Annotated in this window: 18 protein-coding genes; 6 read left to right on the plus strand and 12 right to left on the minus strand. The window is 58.6% G+C overall.

All coding sequences use genetic code 11. The annotated features are described in order from the left end of the window. Positions 1-15 precede the first annotated feature (15 nt). Positions 16-2,274 carry a DNA topoisomerase IV subunit A gene (parC, locus tag ACMGGX_RS06325; RefSeq protein WP_348561766.1) on the minus strand — a complete coding sequence of 753 codons (2,259 nt, stop codon included), beginning with the start codon at positions 2,272-2,274 and terminating at the stop codon, positions 16-18. Positions 2,275-2,392: 118 nt separating this feature from the next. Next, a complete protein-coding gene (locus tag ACMGGX_RS06330) occupies positions 2,393-2,794 on the minus strand; it encodes a YgiW/YdeI family stress tolerance OB fold protein (protein ID WP_420298185.1) in 402 nt (133 codons plus the stop codon). Between the two features lie 139 nt (positions 2,795-2,933). Here ACMGGX_RS06330 and qseB point away from each other — a divergent pair, with 139 nt between their 5' ends. The 5 genes from qseB (at position 2,934) to lysM (ending at position 6,547) form a co-directional block, all read left to right on the plus strand. Further along, positions 2,934-3,593 (plus strand): quorum sensing response regulator transcription factor QseB, encoded by a 660-nt coding sequence (gene qseB / locus ACMGGX_RS06335; protein WP_063439516.1) that lies wholly within the window; start codon positions 2,934-2,936, stop codon positions 3,591-3,593. After that, positions 3,590-4,939 (plus strand): quorum sensing histidine kinase QseC, encoded by a 1,350-nt coding sequence (qseC, locus tag ACMGGX_RS06340; RefSeq protein WP_420298186.1) that lies wholly within the window; start codon positions 3,590-3,592, stop codon positions 4,937-4,939. The genes qseB and qseC overlap by 4 nt, the downstream gene beginning before the upstream one ends. Before the next feature lie 104 nt (positions 4,940-5,043). Beyond that, positions 5,044-5,625: an NAD(P)H-dependent oxidoreductase gene (locus ACMGGX_RS06345; protein ID WP_023333418.1), complete on the plus strand. Its 582-nt coding sequence runs from the start codon at positions 5,044-5,046 to the stop codon at positions 5,623-5,625. Positions 5,626-5,656: 31 nt separating this feature from the next. Next, positions 5,657-5,971: a putative quinol monooxygenase gene (locus tag ACMGGX_RS06350; protein ID WP_023309193.1), complete on the plus strand. Its 315-nt coding sequence runs from the start codon at positions 5,657-5,659 to the stop codon at positions 5,969-5,971. 135 nt (positions 5,972-6,106) lie between these two features. Then, the gene (gene lysM, locus ACMGGX_RS06355; protein ID WP_023309194.1) at positions 6,107-6,547 is read left to right on the plus strand and encodes a peptidoglycan-binding protein LysM; all 441 of its coding nucleotides are present in this window, start codon (positions 6,107-6,109) and stop codon (positions 6,545-6,547) included. A 17-nt stretch (positions 6,548-6,564) separates the two neighbouring features. Here lysM and ACMGGX_RS06360 read toward each other — a convergent pair whose 3' ends face one another. Genes ACMGGX_RS06360 through ACMGGX_RS06380 form a run of 5 tightly spaced genes read right to left on the minus strand, consistent with a single transcriptional unit; the run spans position 6,565 to position 11,238 of the window. Further along, entirely contained in the window at positions 6,565-7,452 is an 888-nt protein-coding gene (locus ACMGGX_RS06360; RefSeq protein WP_126796213.1) for a MurR/RpiR family transcriptional regulator, read from the minus strand. Beyond that, a complete protein-coding gene (locus tag ACMGGX_RS06365) occupies positions 7,449-8,399 on the minus strand; it encodes an iron-siderophore ABC transporter substrate-binding protein (protein WP_348561763.1) in 951 nt (316 codons plus the stop codon). The genes ACMGGX_RS06360 and ACMGGX_RS06365 overlap by 4 nt, the downstream gene beginning before the upstream one ends. A gap of 9 nt (positions 8,400-8,408) precedes the next feature. Next, a complete protein-coding gene (locus tag ACMGGX_RS06370; protein ID WP_420298187.1) occupies positions 8,409-9,449 on the minus strand; it encodes a FecCD family ABC transporter permease in 1,041 nt (346 codons plus the stop codon). Further along, a complete protein-coding gene (locus ACMGGX_RS06375; RefSeq protein WP_420298188.1) occupies positions 9,446-10,429 on the minus strand; it encodes a FecCD family ABC transporter permease in 984 nt (327 codons plus the stop codon). The genes ACMGGX_RS06370 and ACMGGX_RS06375 overlap by 4 nt, the downstream gene beginning before the upstream one ends. Continuing rightward, positions 10,426-11,238 carry an ABC transporter ATP-binding protein gene (locus ACMGGX_RS06380; protein ID WP_348561760.1) on the minus strand — a complete coding sequence of 271 codons (813 nt, stop codon included), beginning with the start codon at positions 11,236-11,238 and terminating at the stop codon, positions 10,426-10,428. Before ACMGGX_RS06380 ends, ACMGGX_RS06375 begins: the two co-directional genes overlap by 4 nt. 386 nt (positions 11,239-11,624) lie before the next feature. On the opposite strand from ACMGGX_RS06380, the gene ACMGGX_RS06385 reads away from it, so the two are divergent. Continuing rightward, the gene (locus tag ACMGGX_RS06385; protein WP_420298189.1) at positions 11,625-13,766 is read left to right on the plus strand and encodes a TonB-dependent siderophore receptor; all 2,142 of its coding nucleotides are present in this window, start codon (positions 11,625-11,627) and stop codon (positions 13,764-13,766) included. 83 nt (positions 13,767-13,849) lie between these two features. On the opposite strand, the gene parE is transcribed toward ACMGGX_RS06385, so the two are convergent. The 5 genes from parE to nudF are packed head-to-tail and all read right to left on the minus strand — an operon-like array spanning position 13,850 to position 18,258. Continuing rightward, on the minus strand, positions 13,850-15,742 hold the full coding sequence (gene parE / locus ACMGGX_RS06390) for a DNA topoisomerase IV subunit B (RefSeq protein ID WP_029740698.1): 1,893 nt from the start codon (positions 15,740-15,742) through the stop codon (positions 13,850-13,852). 28 nt (positions 15,743-15,770) lie between these two features. After that, on the minus strand, positions 15,771-16,352 hold the full coding sequence (gene yqiA, locus ACMGGX_RS06395; protein ID WP_420298190.1) for an esterase YqiA: 582 nt from the start codon (positions 16,350-16,352) through the stop codon (positions 15,771-15,773). Next, positions 16,352-17,179 carry a 3',5'-cyclic-AMP phosphodiesterase gene (gene cpdA, locus ACMGGX_RS06400; protein WP_024906493.1) on the minus strand — a complete coding sequence of 276 codons (828 nt, stop codon included), beginning with the start codon at positions 17,177-17,179 and terminating at the stop codon, positions 16,352-16,354. The genes yqiA and cpdA overlap by 1 nt, the downstream gene beginning before the upstream one ends. A 27-nt stretch (positions 17,180-17,206) precedes the next feature. Further along, entirely contained in the window at positions 17,207-17,629 is a 423-nt protein-coding gene (locus ACMGGX_RS06405) for a DUF1249 family protein (protein ID WP_003862516.1), read from the minus strand. Continuing rightward, a complete protein-coding gene (nudF, locus tag ACMGGX_RS06410; RefSeq protein ID WP_008502974.1) occupies positions 17,626-18,258 on the minus strand; it encodes an ADP-ribose diphosphatase in 633 nt (210 codons plus the stop codon). Before nudF ends, ACMGGX_RS06405 begins: the two co-directional genes overlap by 4 nt. Positions 18,259-18,414 lie beyond the last annotated feature (156 nt).

Raw genomic sequence — 18,414 nt, forward strand, 5'->3', positions numbered from 1 at the left:
GGGGATATCACGACATTACTCTTCGCTGTCACCCGCAGCGCTGCGTGCAGGAGAGTCAATCTCCACGCGGTCGATGCGCTGCAGGCCGCGCATCAGCGAGCCGCGGCGACCGCGCTCACCCACCACTTTCTGCAGCTCTTCCGGACGAAGCTTGATCTTACGCTTGCCGACGTGAATGGTCAGCGTGCTCTGCGGCGGCAGGAGGAAGAGATGCGCCAGGCCATCTTCGCCTTTCGCGGCTTCCGCCGACGGGATGTTGATGATCTTATTACCCTTGCCTTTAGACAGCTCCGGCAGATCGCTGACCGGGAACATCAGCATACGTCCGGCGGTGGTGATCGCCAGCAGCATGTCGCTTTCGTTCTCGATCACCAGCGGCGCCATCACGTGGGAGTTGTCCGGTAGGCTTATCAGCGCCTTACCGGCACGGTTACGGGAGACCAGATCGTTGAAGGTACAGATAAAGCCGTAGCCCGCATCGGACGCCAGCAGCAGTTTCTGGTCATCGGCTTCCATCAGCATATGGTCAACCGTCGCCCCCGGCGGCAGCGTCAGCTTGCCGGTGAGCGGCTCGCCCTGACCGCGCGCGGAAGGCAGCGTAATCGGGTCGATGGCGTAGCTGCGGCCGGTGGAGTCGATAAACGCCACCGGCTGGTTGCTCTTGCCTTTCACCGCCGCTTTGAAGCTGTCGCCCGCTTTGTAGCTCAGCCCCGGCGCGTCGATATCGTGGCCTTTGGCGCTGCGCACCCAGCCGCTCTGCGACAGAACAATGGTGACCGGCTCGGACGGCTGCATGTCGTGCTCGTTCATCGCCTTCGCTTCTTCGCGCTCGTGCAGCGGAGAACGACGGTCGTCGCCGAAGGCGTCGGCATCGGCCTGCAGCTCTTTCTTCAGCAGGGTGTTCATCTTGCGCTCGGACGCGAGGATCGCCTGCAGCTGATCGCGCTCTTTTTCCAGCTCGTTCTGCTCGCCGCGGATCTTCATCTCTTCCAGTTTGGCGAGATGGCGCAGCTTCAGTTCGAGGATCGCTTCGGCCTGGGTTTCGCTGATGCCAAAGCGCGACATCAGCGCCGGCTTCGGCTCGTCCTCGGTACGAATGATCTCAATCACTTCATCGATGTTGAGGAACGCCACCAGCAAACCTTCGAGGATATGCAGGCGCTTAAGCACTTTCTCCAGACGATGGTTCAGACGACGACGGACCGTATCGCGGCGGAAGGTCAGCCATTCGGTGAGGATCTCCAGCAGGTTTTTCACCGCCGGGCGTCCATCGAGGCCAATCATGTTCAGGTTGATGCGGTAGCTTTTTTCCAGATCGGTGGTGGCGAACAGGTGGTTCATCACCTGCTCCATGTCCACGCGGTTGGAGCGCGGCACGATCACCAGACGGGTCGGGTTCTCGTGATCCGATTCGTCGCGCAGGTCGTCCACCATCGGCAGCTTTTTATTGCGCATCTGGGAGGCGATCTGCTCCAGCACTTTGGCGCCGGAAACCTGATGCGGCAGCGCGGTGATCACCACGGCGCCGTCCTCTTTATTCCACACCGCGCGCATACGCACGGAGCCGCGACCGTTCTGGTAGATTTTGCGGATTTCCGCGCGCGAGGTGATGATCTCAGCTTCGGTCGGGAAATCTGGCCCCTGCACGATATCCAGCAGCTCGTCGAGCGTCGCTTTCGGCTGCTCGATGAGGGTAATAGCGGCTTTCGCCACTTCACGCAGGTTGTGCGGCGGAATGTCCGTCGCCATACCGACCGCGATACCGGTGGTACCGTTCAGCAGGATGTTCGGCAGACGCGCAGGCAGCATCTTCGGCTCCTGCATCGTACCGTCGAAGTTTGGCACCCAGTCAACGGTTCCCTGACCCAGCTCACCCAGCAGCACTTCGGCATATTTAGAGAGGCGGGATTCGGTATAACGCATCGCCGCGAAGGATTTCGGATCGTCCGGCGCACCCCAGTTCCCCTGCCCGTCCACCAGCGGGTAGCGGTAAGAGAACGGCTGCGCCATCAGCACCATCGCTTCATAACAGGCGCTGTCGCCGTGCGGATGGTATTTACCCAGTACGTCACCGACGGTACGGGCGGATTTCTTGAACTTGGCGGTGGCGTTCAGCCCCAGTTCGGACATCGCATAGACGATGCGGCGCTGAACGGGCTTCAGGCCATCCCCGATAAACGGCAACGCCCTGTCCATGATGACGTACATGGAGTAGTTCAGGTAGGCGTTTTCCGTGAATTCATGTAGCGCGAGGCGCTCTGCCATATCGCTCATTACGTGTGATTCCTCAACTCAGAAACCGAAGGGTTTCAGGCAATATTGCCGCAGATACTACCTCATCTGATGAATTGAGTCACAAAGAAAAAGGGCCGCACAGGCGGCCCTTTTCGGGTTATTTGTTTAGCTTAATAACCTGCTTCACGTCGATTTCAAACTCGTTCCAGTCTTTATCGACTTTACCCTGCAGTTCAACTTTATCCTGCGGAGTGATGGTCACGCCGTTCCAGCGCTTGTGGTCAATCTCAACTACGACCGTGCCGGACTCATCGCGGAAGGTGTAGCGGTCATCGGACAGGCGCTCGGTGATGTTCCCGCGCAGCTTCACCCAGGCATCGTCCTTCAGGTCTTTCACTTTTGCCGCGGTGGTGAGGTTGGCGTTGTTATCGACAAAACCGCCCTGCTGAGTTTGCGTCTGGGTCTGTGTGGCCGATGGGCCAGTAAAACCGCCCTGAGCAGCAAAGACCGGCGCGGTGGTCATCATCATGATGGCAGCAATTGCAGCGAATTTTTTCATTTTCATCTCTCCCTTTAATGTCGTTTCGCAATCCATTTAAAAGGGTAATCCTTAACAACTTCTTAAGGGAAAAATTTATTTTTTATTGCTGTACAGCAGGCGCTTACAGAGGGTTTACTGACGACATCAAGGAGGGAACATGCGCATTTTACTGGTAGAAGACGACAGGTTAATCGGCGACGGTATCAAGGCGGGGTTGAGCAAAATGGGCTTTAGCGTGGACTGGTTTACCGACGGTAAAACCGGCCAGGCCGCGCTCTCCTCTGCGCCCTATGATGCCGTGGTGCTGGATCTGACGCTGCCGGAAATTGACGGTCTGGACATTCTGCGCGCGTGGCGCGAAAGCGGGCGCAGCGAGCCGGTATTAATTCTGACGGCGCGGGATGCGCTTAACCAGCGCGTCGAAGGGCTGCGTCTTGGGGCGGATGATTATCTCTGTAAGCCGTTCGCGCTGATCGAAGTCGGTGCCCGCCTCGAAGCGCTGGTCCGCCGCAGCCACGGGCAGGCGCGTAGCGAACTGCGTCACGGGAAGGTCACGCTCGATCCGACCCGTCTCGTCGCCACGCTGGACGGTGAGCCGCTGACGCTCAAGCCAAAAGAGTTCGCGCTGCTGGAGCTGTTAATGCGTAACGCTGGTCGGGTGCTGCCGCGAAAGCTGATCGAGGAAAAACTCTATACCTGGGACGACGACGTCTCCAGCAACGCCATCGAGGTTCACGTCCATCATTTGCGCCGCAAGCTCGGGAGCGAGTTTATCCGCACCGTGCACGGCATCGGCTACACCCTGGGTAACGCATGAAACTGACGCAACGCCTGAGCCTGAAGCTGCGCCTGACGCTTCTCTTCCTGCTGCTCTCTCTGACGGCCTGGTTTGCCGCCAGCCTGGTCGCCTGGCAGCAGACGACCCACAAGCTCGACAAGCTGTTCGATACCCAGCAGATGCTGTTTGCTAAACGGCTGCTGACGATGGATCTGGACGAGATCCGCGCCCCCGAACGCATGCGCGAGATCCCGAAAAAAGTGAAGCACGGTCGTCTGGACGACGACGCGCTGGCTTTCGCCATATACGCCGTCGACGGCAAAATGCTCCTCAACGACGGTGAAAACGGACGCGATATTCCGTACCACTATCGCCGCGACGGGTTCGATAACGGGCAGCTGCAGGGCGACAACGACGAGTGGCGTTTTTTATGGCTGACCTCACCTGACGGAAAATACCGCGTGGTGGTCGGCCAGGAGTGGGAGTACCGCCAGGAGATGGCGCTGGACGTGGTCAGCTCTCAGCTGACCCCCTGGCTGGTGGCGCTGCCCGTGATGTTGCTGCTGCTGATCGTCCTCCTGAGTCGGGAGCTGAAGCCGCTGAAAAAACTGGCGCAGACCCTGCGCTCCCGCTCGCCGGATGCCACCGATAAACTGCCGACGGAGGGCCTTCCTACGGAAGTGCGCCCCCTGCTCGACGCGCTGAATCACCTCTTCGCGCGCACCCAGGAGATGATGACCCGCGAGCGCCGCTTTACGTCCGATGCCGCCCACGAGCTACGCAGCCCGCTGGCGGCCCTGAAGGTGCAAACTGACGTGGCGCAGCTGTATCAGGACGATCCCGAGGCGCAGTCCAAAGCCCTTTCGCAGCTACATGCTGGCATTGACCGCGCTTCCCGGCTGGTGGATCAACTTCTCACGCTGTCGCGTCTGGACTCGCTGGATAACCTTGACGATGTCGAACCGATTCCCCTGGCCGACCTACTGCAGTCAGCCGTGCTGGATATCTGGCATCCGGCGCAGCAGGCGGGCATTGATATTCGCCTGAACATCCATGCACCAGAGGTTACACGCACGGGCCAGCAGCTCCTCATGAGCCTGCTGGTGCGCAACCTGCTGGATAACGCGATTCGCTACAGTCCGCGCGGCAGCGTGGTGGACGTGACGCTGGACGCGCGTGGCTTTACCGTGCGCGACAACGGCCCAGGCATTTCACCTGACGCGCTGGCGCGCATCGGCGAGCGCTTTTATCGTCCGCCGGGTCAGGATGCCACGGGCAGCGGGCTGGGGTTATCCATTGTAAAACGCATCGCCGCCCTGCACGGGATGCGCGTTTCGCTGAGCAATGCGCCTGAAGGCGGTTTTGAAGTGAAGGTCAGCTGGTAGGGATTATTGCGTTTAACGCAAAAGACTTTGCACATTTTGCTCATTTTACCGCACCGTCCTCGCGCGTAGAATACAGGCCATACTCTCATCATCGAGGACAAATAATGAGCAACATCCTGATTATCAACGGTGCAAAAGAATTTGCGCACTCTAAAGGCCAGCTGAATGACACCCTGACCGAGGTCGCGGACGGTTTCCTGCGCGACGCCGGGCATGATGTTAAGGTCGTGCGCGCGGACAGCAACTACGACGTGAAGGCCGAAGTGCAGAACTTCCTGTGGGCTGACGTGGTGATCTGGCAGATGCCAGGCTGGTGGATGGGCGCGCCGTGGACCGTAAAAAAATACATGGACGACGTGTTCACCGAAGGTCACGGTTCACTGTATGCCAGCGATGGCCGCACCCGCTCTGACGCCTCCAAAAAATACGGCTCGGGCGGCCTGATTCAGGGCAAAAAATATATGCTCTCGCTGACCTGGAACGCCCCGCTGGAAGCCTTCACCGATAAAGATCAGTTCTTCGAAGGCGTGGGCGTCGACGGCGCGTACCTGCCGTTCCACAAGGCTAACCAGTTCCTGGGCATGGATCCGCTGCCGACCTTTATCGTCAACGACGTGATTAAAATGCCTGACGTCCCGAGCTATATCGCAGAATATCGCAAGCATCTCGCGGAAATTTTTGCTTAACTGGTAGCCTGGAATTAAAGGAGTAGTAAACATGCTTACCGTAATCGCAGAAATCCGTACTCGTCCAGGTCAACATCACCGTCAGGCGGTGCTGGATCAGTTCGTGAAAATTATCCCGACCGTACTGAAAGAAGAAGGCTGCCACGGCTACGCGCCGATGGTGGATGCCGCCACTGACGCCAGCTTCCAGGCGACCGCGCCAGACTCAATCATCATGGTTGAGCAGTGGGAAACCGTCGCGCACCTCGAAGCGCACCTGCAGACCCCTCACATGAAAGCGTGGAGTGACGCGGTGAAGGGTGACGTGCTGGAAACCCACATCCGCATTCTCGAGCAAGGGGTTTAAGTTTCCCCCCACCCCGCCCTTTCCCGAAAGGAGAGGGAGAACAGACCCGGTGAGCGTCAGCGCTACCGGGTTTTTTATCAGCTTAAAACTCAACTGCTATGCTTATTCTGACTTCATGATTAACAGGAGGATGGAATGGGTCTTTTTAACTTCGTAAAAGAAGCAGGCGAAAAGCTATGGGATAACCTGACCGATCATAAAGGCCAGAGCGACAAAATCACCGAGCATCTCAAAAAACTCAATATTCCCGGTTCAGATAAGGTTCAGGTTAACGTTACCGACGGCAAAGCCAGCGTGACGGGTGACGGGCTGACCCAGGAGCAGAAAGAAAAAATCCAGGTCGCCGTCGGGAACATCGCGGGCGTCAGCGAGGTGGAGAACAACATCACCGCGACCGATGCCAAAGATGAAGCCACCTACTACACGGTGAAATCCGGCGATACCCTGAGCGCTATCTCCAAAACCGTGTACGGCGATGCCAACAAGTACAATAAGATTTTTGAGGCTAACCGCCCGATGCTCTCCAGCCCGGATAAAATCTATCCTGGCCAGACGCTGCGTATTCCTAAGGCGTGATCCGCGAGCCGGGGAAATCAGCTGCTTTTCTTCCCCGGTTTTAACCCACGATGTAACTCGTTGATGCGCTTCATCGACTTGATGGTGCGCTGCGGCTCGGTGGAGGCCACGGATAAAATAATCATCTCCAGACACAGCAGCACCGTGCCGTGGAGCGGAATTTTGCCTTTTTCGCCGCCGCGTGGAACGTGGATCACCACGCTGGCCTCCTTGCTGAAGCGCGAATCGAGCGCGTTGGTCAGCAGGATGGTGGGAATGCCCAGCCGTTTTGCTTCACGCAGCGTGGTTTGCCCCTCCCGGTGCGCGGATTTCTGCGCCATCATCACCAGCACGTCGCCGCGCTGAAGCGCAATCAGCTGCTCGGCGAGCCCTATTCCGGTACGGTTAAGCGGCGTGGCGGGTAACCCCATGCGGCTGAACAGCCTGGCGGTGTACTCGGCCAAAATGCCGGAGGCGCCAATGCCAAATATGGCGACCTGCCTCGCCTGCGCCAGCAGAGAGACCGCCTGGGCCATCGCGTAGCGGTTGTGGGGCTCGGATAACACCTCGCAGGTGTGCTGATGCCCCTCCAGCACGAAATCAATGCTCGCGTTGACGTCGCTGGCGAGCGTATTCACCGTGGTGGACATCTTTTCGCTGGAGGTGACCACCGGACCAAACCACTGCTCCAGCGTTTGCTTGAGATCGCGCAGCCCGGCGAAACCCAGCGCCTGAATGGCGCGGACCACCGTGGCATCTGAGGTTTTCAACAGCGTCGCGATCTCCATCGCGGTCTGTTCCATCACCGCTTCGCGGTTGTCATGAATATAGCGTGCAACCTCCAGCAGACGCGGCGTCAGCTGATGCGCACGCGCGCGAAAGCGGTCGCCATAGACATCCACGCGCCCTTTCTCTTTGCGGATCACCGTGACGCCTCCGGCAGCGGACGCCCGGCAATCTGCGACTGCACCTGCGCGGCCATCAGCCCTAACGAGGCGTACGAATTCGAGATGGCCTCTTCACGCGAGATCAGCACGTAATGCCCGGTTCGGCAGGCATTCAGGAACTGACACCAGCCCGGCATGACCGCATCCATCGCCGCCAGCTCGTCCTGCGGTTTACCGCCCGTATCCCCGCGCCAGGTGGCGAAGACGAAATCGGCATCCAGCTCCGGCAGGCGCTCGGCGCTGACGTCGATGCGCCCTCCTTCCGGGATGCTCTCAATCAGCGGCGGGAAGGTGAACCCGGCGTCGCGCAGCACGCGACCCAGCGAGTGGTAGCTGTGCATGGCGTTAATCTTTCCCTGATTCGCCTGAATCACGGACACGGTCACCTTGCTGGTATCAATAGTCGCCTTCAGCGCCTTAATCTGCTCCTGATAGCGCCGCTCCAGAACCTTGAGCCGCGCCTGCGTTCCCGTCAGCTGAGCCAGCTTGCGGTAGATTTCCGGCGCGCCGCCGTCGAGATGATCGATACTTACCGTCGGGGCAATTTTCGCCAGCTGTTCCACCGGGGTGTTGCGGGTCGGCTCGGTAATAATGAGATCAGGCTTTGCGGCGGCGATGGCTTCAATGTCGATATCGGCCGTGCCGATAAATTTAATGTCGGAATTATCGAAGTCGACGCCGGTCAACATGCCGCTGGAGCGCAGAAAGTGGCTGCCGTCCGGCCGCGTGCGGCCATGGCTTGCCACCGGCGGCACGCCAAGCTCAATCAGCGGAATGGTGATATCCAGATCGTGTAAGGAGACAATCCGTTTCGGATGAACCGGCACTACCACTTTTCGGTTCAGATCGTCAGTAAACGTCTGCGTTGGCTCCGCCGCACCCACCGCGAACCCCACCAGCAACAGCATCGAAAATACTACGCGCATCCTAGTCCCCTAAAATCTGTCCCGACGCTGCCAGAGCAGCAGCAGGAAAAACGGTCCGCCAATCAATGAAATCACAATTCCCGCCGGCAGCTGCAGCGGGAGGAACGCCAGACGTCCGACGTTATCCGCCAGCAGCACCAGCAGCGCGCCCAGCACGGCGCTTCCCGCCAGGAGCGCGGTTTGCCCACCGCGCAGCAGCAGGCGCGCCATATGCGGGGCAATCAGCCCCACGAAACCAATACTGCCCACGCACGAGACGCAGGCCGCCGTCAGCACCACCGGGGCGAGAACCCGCAGCAGCGCCAGCCGGGTTATGCGCACGCCAAGGCCCGCTGCGGCCTGATTGCCGAGCAACGCCACGTCCGCAGCACGTGCGGTAAACAGCAGCAGCGCAAACGCGGGGGCAGCCCAGAGCGCGGCTAACCCCACCAGCGTCCAGTTTGCCGCATGCAGGCTTCCCGCCAGCCACAGCATCGCCGTCTGCACGTCCCGCACATCGGCGGTGGTGATAAAGACGCCCATTGCGGCGGCAAACGCCCACGACACGCCGATGCCGATCAGGATGAACCGCGGGCGCGAGATATCGCGCGCCAGGGCGATAACCAGCAGCGCGGTAAGCAGCCCTCCGGCCATGCCGACCAGCGGACGCCAGGCCAGGCCCAGCGCCGGGAACTGAAAAATCAACAGCAGTACCGCCGCGCTACAGCCCTCCTTCACGCCGATAAGCCCGGGATCGGCCAGACCATTGCGGGTGATGGACTGCATTGCCGCCCCCGCCATGCCGAGCATCGCGCCGCACAGCACCGCCATCAGCAGGCGCGGCAGGCGGATATCCATCACGATGTAGCGCGTCTCCGCCGTCAGACTCTCAGGAGAAAACAGCGCGCACCCGATGGCGGAGGTGGGAACAGGCAGAGATCCGTGCGTCAGGCCAAAGCCCAGCAGGCTTAACGCCACCAGCGCCAAAAGCGTCAGGCACGCCAGCGCCCGCGGGCGAACCAGCGCCGATACACGGCCAATACGGATCGCGCGGAATCCGGCCCGGTTCATTTGAACATCCTCGACGCCATGAAGATGAATACGGGTGCGCCGACCAGGGCCGTCATGATGCCGGTTGCCAGCTCCCAGGGCGTAAACAGCGTGCGGGCGGCGATATCCGCCAGCAGCAGAACCAGCGCGCCGCACAGGGCTGACAGCGGCACCATCACGCGTAAATCGACCGACACCAGACGGCGAATGAGCTGCGGCACGACCAGGCCGATAAAGCCAATCGGCCCGGCAATTGAGACGGCCGCGCCGCAGAGCAGCGCGATGGCCAGCAGGGCGAGCAGGCGGGTTTTCAGCAGTGACACGCCAAGCCCCTGCGCCATTCGGTCTCCCAGCGCAAGCATGTTGAGCGAGGGCGACAGCACGATGGCGAGAACAAAACCGGCTGATGCGGCCCAAAGGGCGCTCCGGAGCGTCTGCACGTTGATCCCGGCCAGGTCCCCTGCCAGCCAGGTGCGCATGGCGAGCAGCGTCTGTTCATCGAGAATTAACACCGCGGCGGTAATCGACGAGGCAAACGCCGACATCGCCACGCCGCACAGCGTGACCTTCATCGGCGTAAGCCCGGTGCGACCGGACGAGGAGAACATCAGCACCAGCAAAAACAGCGCGGCGGCACCGGCGGCGGCAACGAGCGGGCGACCAAACGGCAGCGACAGCCCAAGCGCGCTGGCGATCACCACCGCCAGCGCGGCCCCGGCGTTGAGCCCCAGAATATGCGGCTCGCCGAGCGGGTTGCGGATCACGGACTGCAGCAGCACGCCCGCCACGCCGAGCGCGGCGCCCGTCACCATCGCGGCGCAGAGGCGCAGCAGTCGTAATTTGATAATGACGTTGTGGTCGAAATTGCGCGGATCGAAATGGAAGAATGCCTCCACCACCGTCTGCGGGGCGATGAAGCGTGCGCCGATGCCCAGGTGCATAATCGCGCCCAGCGCCAGCAGCAGTGCGAAGATCGGAAAGGCCAGAGAGGAGCGCATCATGGCTGAACGGTGCTCTGGCGAAACGGCATAAAGAACGGCTTGCCGGTCAACGGGTTTATGGACATATGCACGTCCACATCAAACACCGCTTTGATCAGCTCCGGCGTGCAGACATCGCCCTCATGCAATACGCCTTCAACTTTCCCCTGGCGTAAAAAGACCAGCGAATCGCCGTAGTTCACGGCGAAGTTGAGATCGTGCAGCACCACCACGACGGTACGTCCGTGCTGGCGGGTCAGGGTGTGAAGCAGTTCCAGGATCTCCACCTGATAGCGGAGATCGAGAAACGTCGTGGGCTCGTCAAGCAGGATATACGGCGTTTGCTGCGCCAGCGCCATGGCGATCCAGCAGCGCTGACGCTGGCCGCCGGATAAGCTTTCCACCGGCATATGGCCAAACTCTGCCGTTCCGGTCAGGCGCAGGGCCTCTTCCACCGCCAGCTCGTCCTCGTCGCTCCACTGGCGCATAAAGTTTTGCCAGGGAAAACGCCCGCGCGAGACCAGCTCAAAGACGGTTAACCCTTCCGGGAGCAGCGGAGACTGCGGCAGGATACCCAGCTGGCGGGCAACGGCTTTGGTCGGCTGCTCGTGGATCGCCTTGCCGTCGAGAACTGCCGCGCCGCCAAGCGGCTGAAGCAAACGCGCAATGGTGCTCAGCAGCGTGGATTTTCCGCAGCCGTTCGCCCCTACCAGCACCGTCATTTTCTGCTGAGGGATCGCAAGGGAGATATCATCAACGATGATTTTTTTCTGATAGCCCGCAGAGAGGTTCTCCAGAACCAGTCCCGGTTTTTTTGTGTTGTGAGCCACGTGAATGCCAACGTAATAAAAAAGCGCAACAAATATAAATAAAAATCATTCTCTTTTGAGAGTTTGACGCTGCGCCATGTAGTAGTCAAGAGAAGAAATACCCTAATAAAACCAGGGATAATCCTGAAGGAAAATGAACAAAAAAGGACTTTCAAAAGCATTTAATTCAATAATTTAATAATTATTCCGCTGCGCTTATACGCCCGGTTATACGCTGTAGCCGATTTTTTCTTTTTTCCATTTACTACTACATTCGCACATGATTGAATGATTCTCAATTACATGTCCGATGCCCGCCGTGGCTAACGGACAGACCGTAAAGGGCAATGACTCACACATTTTTCCGCGAAACGTCATTCGCGGGATATTTCGGGATAACAGATGTAATGGCTACGTTCACACCTTCACTCTCTGGGGTAAAAGGGCGCGCGCTCTTTTCACTGCTGTTCATAGCGCCGCTGGTGCAGGCAGCAGATAACACCGCGGCTAAAGACGGCGAAACGCTTACCGTCACCGCCGATCCAAATATGACGGCGGAGGCCACGAATGGCTATCAGCCGTTGAATACCTCCACCGCGACGTTAACCAACATGCCGATGCTGGACATCCCGCAGGTGGTCAATACCGTCAGCGACAAAGTGCTGGAGGATCAGCATGCCACCACGCTGGATGAAGCGCTCTATAACGTCAGCAACGTGGTGCAGACCAACACCCTGGGCGGTACGCAGGATGCCTTCGTGCGCCGCGGATTTGGCGCGAACCGCGACGGCTCGATCATGACCAACGGCCTGCGCACCGTGCTGCCGCGCAGCTTTAATGCCGCAACCGAGCGCGTGGAGGTGCTGAAAGGTCCGGCCTCGACGCTCTATGGCATTCTCGATCCGGGCGGACTGATTAACGTCGTCACCAAACGCCCGGAGAAGACCTTCGGCGGTTCAATTTCTGCCACCTCATCCAGCTTTGGCGGCGGCACCGGTCAGATCGATGTTACCGGCCCGATTGACGGCACGCGCCTGGCGTATCGCCTGACGGGCGAATATCAGGACGAGGATTACTGGCGTAATTTCGGCACCGAACGCAGCACCTTTATTGCCCCGTCGCTGACCTGGTTCGGCGACGACGCCACCGTGACCGTGCTCTATTCGCATCGCGACTATAAAACGCCGTTCGATCGCGGAACGATCTTCGATCTCAACACTAAAAAAGCCGTCAACGTCGATCGCAAAACCCGCTTCGACGAACCGTTTAACGTGACCGACGGACAGTCCGATCTCGCTCAGCTCAACGCGGAGTATCGCCTTAACAGCCAGTGGACCGCGAAGTTCGACTACAGCTACAGCCAGGATAAATACAGCGATAACCAGGCCCGCGTGATGGCCTACGATTCAAAAACCGGCAACCTGACCCGCCGCGTGGATGCGACCCAGGGCTCGACCCAGCGTATGCACACGACGCGCGCGGATCTGCAGGGAAACGTGGACATCGCGGGCTTTTACAATGAGATCCTGACCGGCGTGTCGTATGAGAATTACGATCTGCTGCGTACGGACATGATCCGCTGTAAGAACGTTAAGGATTTCAATATTTACAACCCGAGCTACGGCAGCCTCGGCAAGTGCACCACCGTCTCGGCATCCGACAGCGATCAAACCATCAAGCAGGAGAGCTACTCCGCCTACGCGCAGGACGCGCTGTACCTGACCGATAAGTGGATCGCCGTCGCCGGAATGCGCTATCAGTATTACACTCAGTACGCGGGGAAAGGCCGTCCGTTTAACGTGAACACCGACAGCCGCGACGACCAGTGGACGCCGAAGCTGGGTCTTGTTTATAAGCTCACCCCGGCGGTCTCGCTGTTTGCCAACTATTCCCAGACGTTTATGCCGCAGTCGTCCATTGCGAGCTACATCGGCGACCTGCCGCCGGAAACGTCAAACGCGTATGAAATAGGCGCTAAATTCGACCTGTTCGACGGCATTACCGCCAATATTGCGCTGTTTGATATCCACAAGCGCAACGTGCTCTACACAGAGAGCGTGGGTGATGAAACCGTCGCCAAAACCGCGGGCCGCGTGCGCTCGCAGGGCGTGGAAGTGGATCTCGCCGGGTCATTGACCGAGAACACCAACATTATCGCCAGCTACGGCTATACCGACGCGAAGGTGCTGGAAGACCCGGATTATGCGGGCAAACCGCTGCCGAACGTGCCGCGCCATACCGGCTCCCTGTTCCTGACCTACGACATTCACAATGCGTTTGCCGGGAATACCCTGACGCTGGGCGGCGGCGGGCACGGCGTAAGCCGTCGCTCAGCGACCAACGGTGCGGATTATTATCTGCCGGGCTATTTCGTGGCGGACGCGTTTGCGGCGTACAAGATGAAGCTACAGTATCCGGTGACGCTGCAGGTGAACGTGAAAAACCTGTTTGATAAGACCTACTACACGTCGTCCATTGCGACCAACAACCTGGGCAACCAGATTGGCGATCCGCGCGAAGTGCAGTTTACGGTGAAGATGGAGTTTTGACGTAAAAAAGCCCGGTGGCGCTAACGCTTACCGGGCCTGCGATCCATTCCCTCTCCCTGTGGGAGAGGGTTAAGGTGAGGGTATCAGGCCTCAATATCCGCCATATCGCCTTTCTCCTGCAGCCAGTTGCGTCGGTCTTCCGAACGTTTCTTGGCAAGGAGCATATCCATCATGGCGTTGGTTTGCTGCTCGTCTTCGTCGCTGATCGTCAGCTGCACCAGACGGCGCGTGTTCGGATCCAGCGTCGTTTCGCGAAGCTGCATCGGGTTCATCTCGCCCAGCCCTTTAAAGCGCTGCACGTTCGGTTTGCCCTTCTTGCGCTTCAGCTGTTCCAGCACGCCCGCCTTCTCTTCTTCCGTCAGCGCGTAGTAAACCTCTTTGCCGAGGTCGATACGGTACAGCGGCGGCAGCGCCACGTGGACGTGACCGTTTTTCACCAGCGTTTTGAAATGCTTCACGAACAGCGCGCACAGCAGCGTGGCGATGTGCAGACCATCGGAGTCCGCATCCGCGAGGATACAGATCTTGCCGTAGCGCAGCTGGCTCAGATCGTCGCTGTCCGGATCGATACCGATCGCTACCGAGATATCGTGCACTTCCTGCGAGGCCAGCACCTCATCAGAAGAGACCTCCCAGGTATTCAGGATCTTACCCTTGAGCGGCATGATCGCCTGATATTCACGATCGCGCGCCTGCTTGGCCGATCCGCCCGCCGAGTCCCCTTCCACGAGGAACAGCTCGGTACGGTTGAGATCCTGCGCGGTACAGTCCGCCAGCTTGCCCGGCAGCGCAGGGCCGCTGGTCAGCTTTTTACGCACCACTTTCTTCGCGGCGCGCAGACGACGCTGGGCGCTGGAAATGGCCATTTCAGCCAGCATCTCTGCCGCCTGAACGTTCTGGTTCAGCCACAGGGTAAACGCATCTTTCACCACGCCGGAAACGAACGCCGCGCACTGACGTGACGACAGGCGCTCTTTGGTCTGACCGGCAAACTGCGGATCCTGCATCTTCACGGAGAGCACGTAGGCGCAGCGATCCCAGATATCTTCCGCCGACAGCTTCACGCCGCGCGGCAGAATGTTGCGGTATTCGCAGAACTCACGCATCGCGTCCAGCAGCCCCTGACGCAGGCCGTTGACGTGCGTACCGCCGAGCATGGTTGGGATCAGGTTAACGTAGCTTTCGGTCAGCAGCTCGCCGCCTTCCGGTAGCCACAGCAGCGCCCAGTCCACGGCTTCGGTATCGCCGCTAAAGTTACCGACAAACGGTTTTTCCGGCAGCGTTGGCAGGCCGTTTACCGCTTCGCACAGGTAGTCGTTCAGACCGTCGGCGTAGCACCAGGTTTGTGCGGTATTGTTAACGTGATCGGTAAAGGTGATTTCCACGCCCGGACACAGCACCGCTTTGGCTTTCAGCAGGTGCGTCAGGCGAGAAACAGAAAAACGCGGGCTGTCGAAGAAGCTTTCGTCAGGCCAGAAGTGGACGCTGGTGCCGGTGTTGCGTTTGCCGCACGTGCCGACAACCTGCAGATCCTGCACCTTATCGCCGTTTTCAAACGCGATGTTATAGACCTGACCGTCGCGACGGACGTTCACCTCCACGCGTTTGGACAGGGCGTTCACGACGGAAATACCCACGCCGTGCAGACCACCGGAGAACTGGTAGTTCTTATTGGAGAACTTACCGCCCGCGTGCAGACGACAGAGGATCAGCTCAACGGCAGGCACGCCCTCTTCCGGGTGGATATCCACCGGCATGCCGCGCCCGTCGTCGATGACTTCCAGCGACTGATCGGCGTGCAGGATAACGTCAACGCGTTTGGCATGGCCCGCCAGCGCTTCGTCCACACTGTTATCAATAACTTCCTGGCCCAGATGGTTTGGGCGCGTCGTATCGGTGTACATCCCCGGGCGGCGGCGAACCGGCTCAAGCCCGGTGAGGACCTCGATGGCATCAGCGTTATAGGTTTGCGTCATGATTTAAACTAGCAATTCGCATTGATTGTCAGTGGCTGTGCAGTCCAAGAAAATCGACAATCTGGGTGAAATGATTCTCAAAGCCCGTGAAAGCATGGTTTCCGCCCTCTTCTATAGTCTGGCGGCAGGAGGCGTAATACGCCACTGCCTGGCGGTAATCCAGCACTTCATCACCCGTCTGTTGCAGCAGCCAGATGAGATCCGGCGCCTCAAGCGGGTCGACCTGCATAACTTTGAGATCGTAAATATGGCGTGACTCTAGCACATATTGCTGGCCGGTGTAGGGGTTCTCGTTTTCGCCAAGAAAGTCCCTCAGCAGCTCAAATGGCCGAACCGCCGGATTAACCACAACGGCGGGCAGCATGAAGCATTGTGAGAGCCAGGTGGCGTAGTACCCGCCCAGGGATGAACCGACTACACCGAAGGTTTCTCCGCCGTGCGCAAGCACAATAGATTCCAGCATCTCCGCGGCCTCTGCCGGGTAAGGCGGCAGCTGCGGGATAATCATCTCAACCTCGGGGTGATGCTCGCTCAGCCACTGGCGAAACTGTGTCGCTTTTGCGGAGCGCGGCGAGCTGTTGAATCCGTGCAGATAAAGGAGCGTAGACATCAATAGCCTTCTGAAGCGGTATCCGGGCGGAATTTTGCACCGGTCAAACGGCAGACTTCCGTGGTCAGCGTGCCGTCGGCATGCAGTTCCAGCCAGCGCCAGCCTGGCGCGATAGTATCCAGCGTAAAGTTGGCGCAGTGCGGCTTAAACTGAACGCAGGTCGATGGCGTAGCCAGCATGCGGCGTCCGTTCCAGTCGAGATCCTGTTCCTGGTGAATATGTCCACACAGCAGATTTTTCACCCGCGGGAACTTCGCCAGCACGCGATCCAGCGCTGCGGAGTTGCGCAGGCTGTGCTGATCGAGCCAGCTGCAGCCCGCCGGCAGAGGATGATGATGCAGCAACAGCAGCGTGTGGCGTTCAGGTTCAGCAGCCAGTTTGGTCTCAAGCCAGTCGAGCTGAAACTCGCTTAACTCACCGTGCGGGACGCCGAACACCTGGCTATCGAGCAGCAGGATCTGCCACTGTTCACCCGCAAAAACACATTTCGCCGGAGAAATCCCCGCATCCTGAAGAGAGCTGTACATGGCGGGCTGGAAGTCATGGTTTCCTGGCAGCCAGACGCAAGGCACGCTAAAGCTCGCGATGCCTTCAGCAAAATGCTGGTAGGCCGCGGAGGACTGATCCTGCGCCAGATCGCCCGTTGCGACAATCAGATCGCATGCACGGTTTTCAGCGTGAATGGCGCTAAGCACCGCCTGATAACTCTCCCAGGTGTTGACCCCCAGTAGCGTCTCATGCTTTTCGGCAAAAAGGTGGGTATCGGTGATTTGTAATATCCTGACTGGCGCCCCACCAGCAACAGTCAGGTTCAACAGGCTTTCCAAATGGTGTCCTTAGGTAGGTTTATGACGCTAACAAACCGGAATCGCCATTGCTCCATGTGCTAAACAATATCTTAGCCAGTCGGCTAAAAACTGGTTAATTTGATGCTTTTCGTCGCGTTGATGCAACTTTTTATTCGGGTAATCATACCGCGCCTTGAAGCGAAAGATCTGCTGGCTTGAACACACTTCAGCGACCATCGCGTCGTGATAGAGGCGCACCGTCATCGACGGCAGGCTCCAGTAGCTAATGCTGGGTGCCGTTTGCTCAATCTCCACCAGCGTAGTGTAGCGCGTTGATTCTGTTATCGTTAACCGATACTGCGCGTTGCTCACCTGATAGCTTACCGTTTCGCCGGGTGCGTCGTTTCGCGGCAGCAGGCGGCGCAGCTGTGCGAAATTGGTTTCGCACAGGCGCATCATTTCTGGGAAGTCAGGTGTATAGCGCTTCATTTTTTCCACTCGTTTCGTAATGTCTGATAATGCAGCTGTAGCCATTGCAGGGCGATGACAGACGCTGCGTTGTCGATTTTCCCCTCTTCTACCCACTGATAAGCCTGTTCCCGGCTCACCACATGAACCCGAATATCTTCGTTTTCATCAGCCAGACCGTGGATCCCTTCCGCCGTCGTGGCGTCCACTTCGCCCACCATTATGGACAAGCGCTCGCTGGTACCGCCCGGGCTTGCCAGATAGCTCAGCACCGGCTTGGTGCGCCCCACCACCAGTCCGGCCTCTTCCAGCGCCTCGCGCCGGGCGACGTCTTCAACCGTCTCACCTTCTTCTATCATCCCGGCCACCATCTCCAGCAGCCACGGACTCTCGCTAACGTCATAAGCGGCGATGCGGATCTGCTCCACCAGCACAACTTCGTCACGCACTGGGTCAAAGGGTAGCAAGACTGCCGCATGCCCGCGCTCAAAAATTTCGCGTCTGATTTCGCCGCTCATTTCCCCGTTAAACAGGCGATGCCTGAAACGGTAAAGATCCATTGAAAAAAAACCGCTATAAAGCGTTTCTCGTGCAATAATTTCTACATCGTTTTTGGCGAATGTCACGGGCAACTTTTCTGGTTTTTGCATGAGTCGAGTCCTGGTAGCAATGGTGATGAAATTGTGAATTTCAAGGCTGTTTGGCTGCCGTTTGTAAGGCTATATGGTAGATTGGTGCAAATTACCGCCAGATGGCACGTTACGCCAACCTTTTGGTATGGAAGATTCTGTTAGAATCGGCAATTA

The sequence above is a fragment of the Enterobacter sp. BNK-29 genome (assembly GCF_048684785.1).
GTDB lineage: Bacteria > Pseudomonadota > Gammaproteobacteria > Enterobacterales > Enterobacteriaceae > Enterobacter > Enterobacter cloacae_M.

Coding starts and splice junctions, on each gene's coding strand:
- ACMGGX_RS06330 (WP_420298185.1), bottom strand. CDS start 2,794: ATGAAAAAATTCGCTGCAATTGCTGCCATCATGATGATGACCACCGCG.
- ACMGGX_RS06365 (WP_348561763.1), bottom strand. CDS start 8,399: ATGCGCGTAGTATTTTCGATGCTGTTGCTGGTGGGGTTCGCGGTGGGT.
- ACMGGX_RS06370 (WP_420298187.1), bottom strand. CDS start 9,449: ATGAACCGGGCCGGATTCCGCGCGATCCGTATTGGCCGTGTATCGGCG.
- lysM (WP_023309194.1), top strand. CDS start 6,107: ATGGGTCTTTTTAACTTCGTAAAAGAAGCAGGCGAAAAGCTATGGGAT.
- ACMGGX_RS06375 (WP_420298188.1), bottom strand. CDS start 10,429: ATGATGCGCTCCTCTCTGGCCTTTCCGATCTTCGCACTGCTGCTGGCG.
- ACMGGX_RS06405 (WP_003862516.1), bottom strand. CDS start 17,629: ATGAAGCGCTATACACCTGACTTCCCAGAAATGATGCGCCTGTGCGAA.
- nudF (WP_008502974.1), bottom strand. CDS start 18,258: ATGCAAAAACCAGAAAAGTTGCCCGTGACATTCGCCAAAAACGATGTA.
- yqiA (WP_420298190.1), bottom strand. CDS start 16,352: ATGTCTACGCTCCTTTATCTGCACGGATTCAACAGCTCGCCGCGCTCC.
- ACMGGX_RS06345 (WP_023333418.1), top strand. CDS start 5,044: ATGAGCAACATCCTGATTATCAACGGTGCAAAAGAATTTGCGCACTCT.
- qseC (WP_420298186.1), top strand. CDS start 3,590: ATGAAACTGACGCAACGCCTGAGCCTGAAGCTGCGCCTGACGCTTCTC.
- parC (WP_348561766.1), bottom strand. CDS start 2,274: ATGAGCGATATGGCAGAGCGCCTCGCGCTACATGAATTCACGGAAAAC.
- parE (WP_029740698.1), bottom strand. CDS start 15,742: ATGACGCAAACCTATAACGCTGATGCCATCGAGGTCCTCACCGGGCTT.
- ACMGGX_RS06385 (WP_420298189.1), top strand. CDS start 11,625: ATGGCTACGTTCACACCTTCACTCTCTGGGGTAAAAGGGCGCGCGCTC.
- qseB (WP_063439516.1), top strand. CDS start 2,934: ATGCGCATTTTACTGGTAGAAGACGACAGGTTAATCGGCGACGGTATC.
- ACMGGX_RS06350 (WP_023309193.1), top strand. CDS start 5,657: ATGCTTACCGTAATCGCAGAAATCCGTACTCGTCCAGGTCAACATCAC.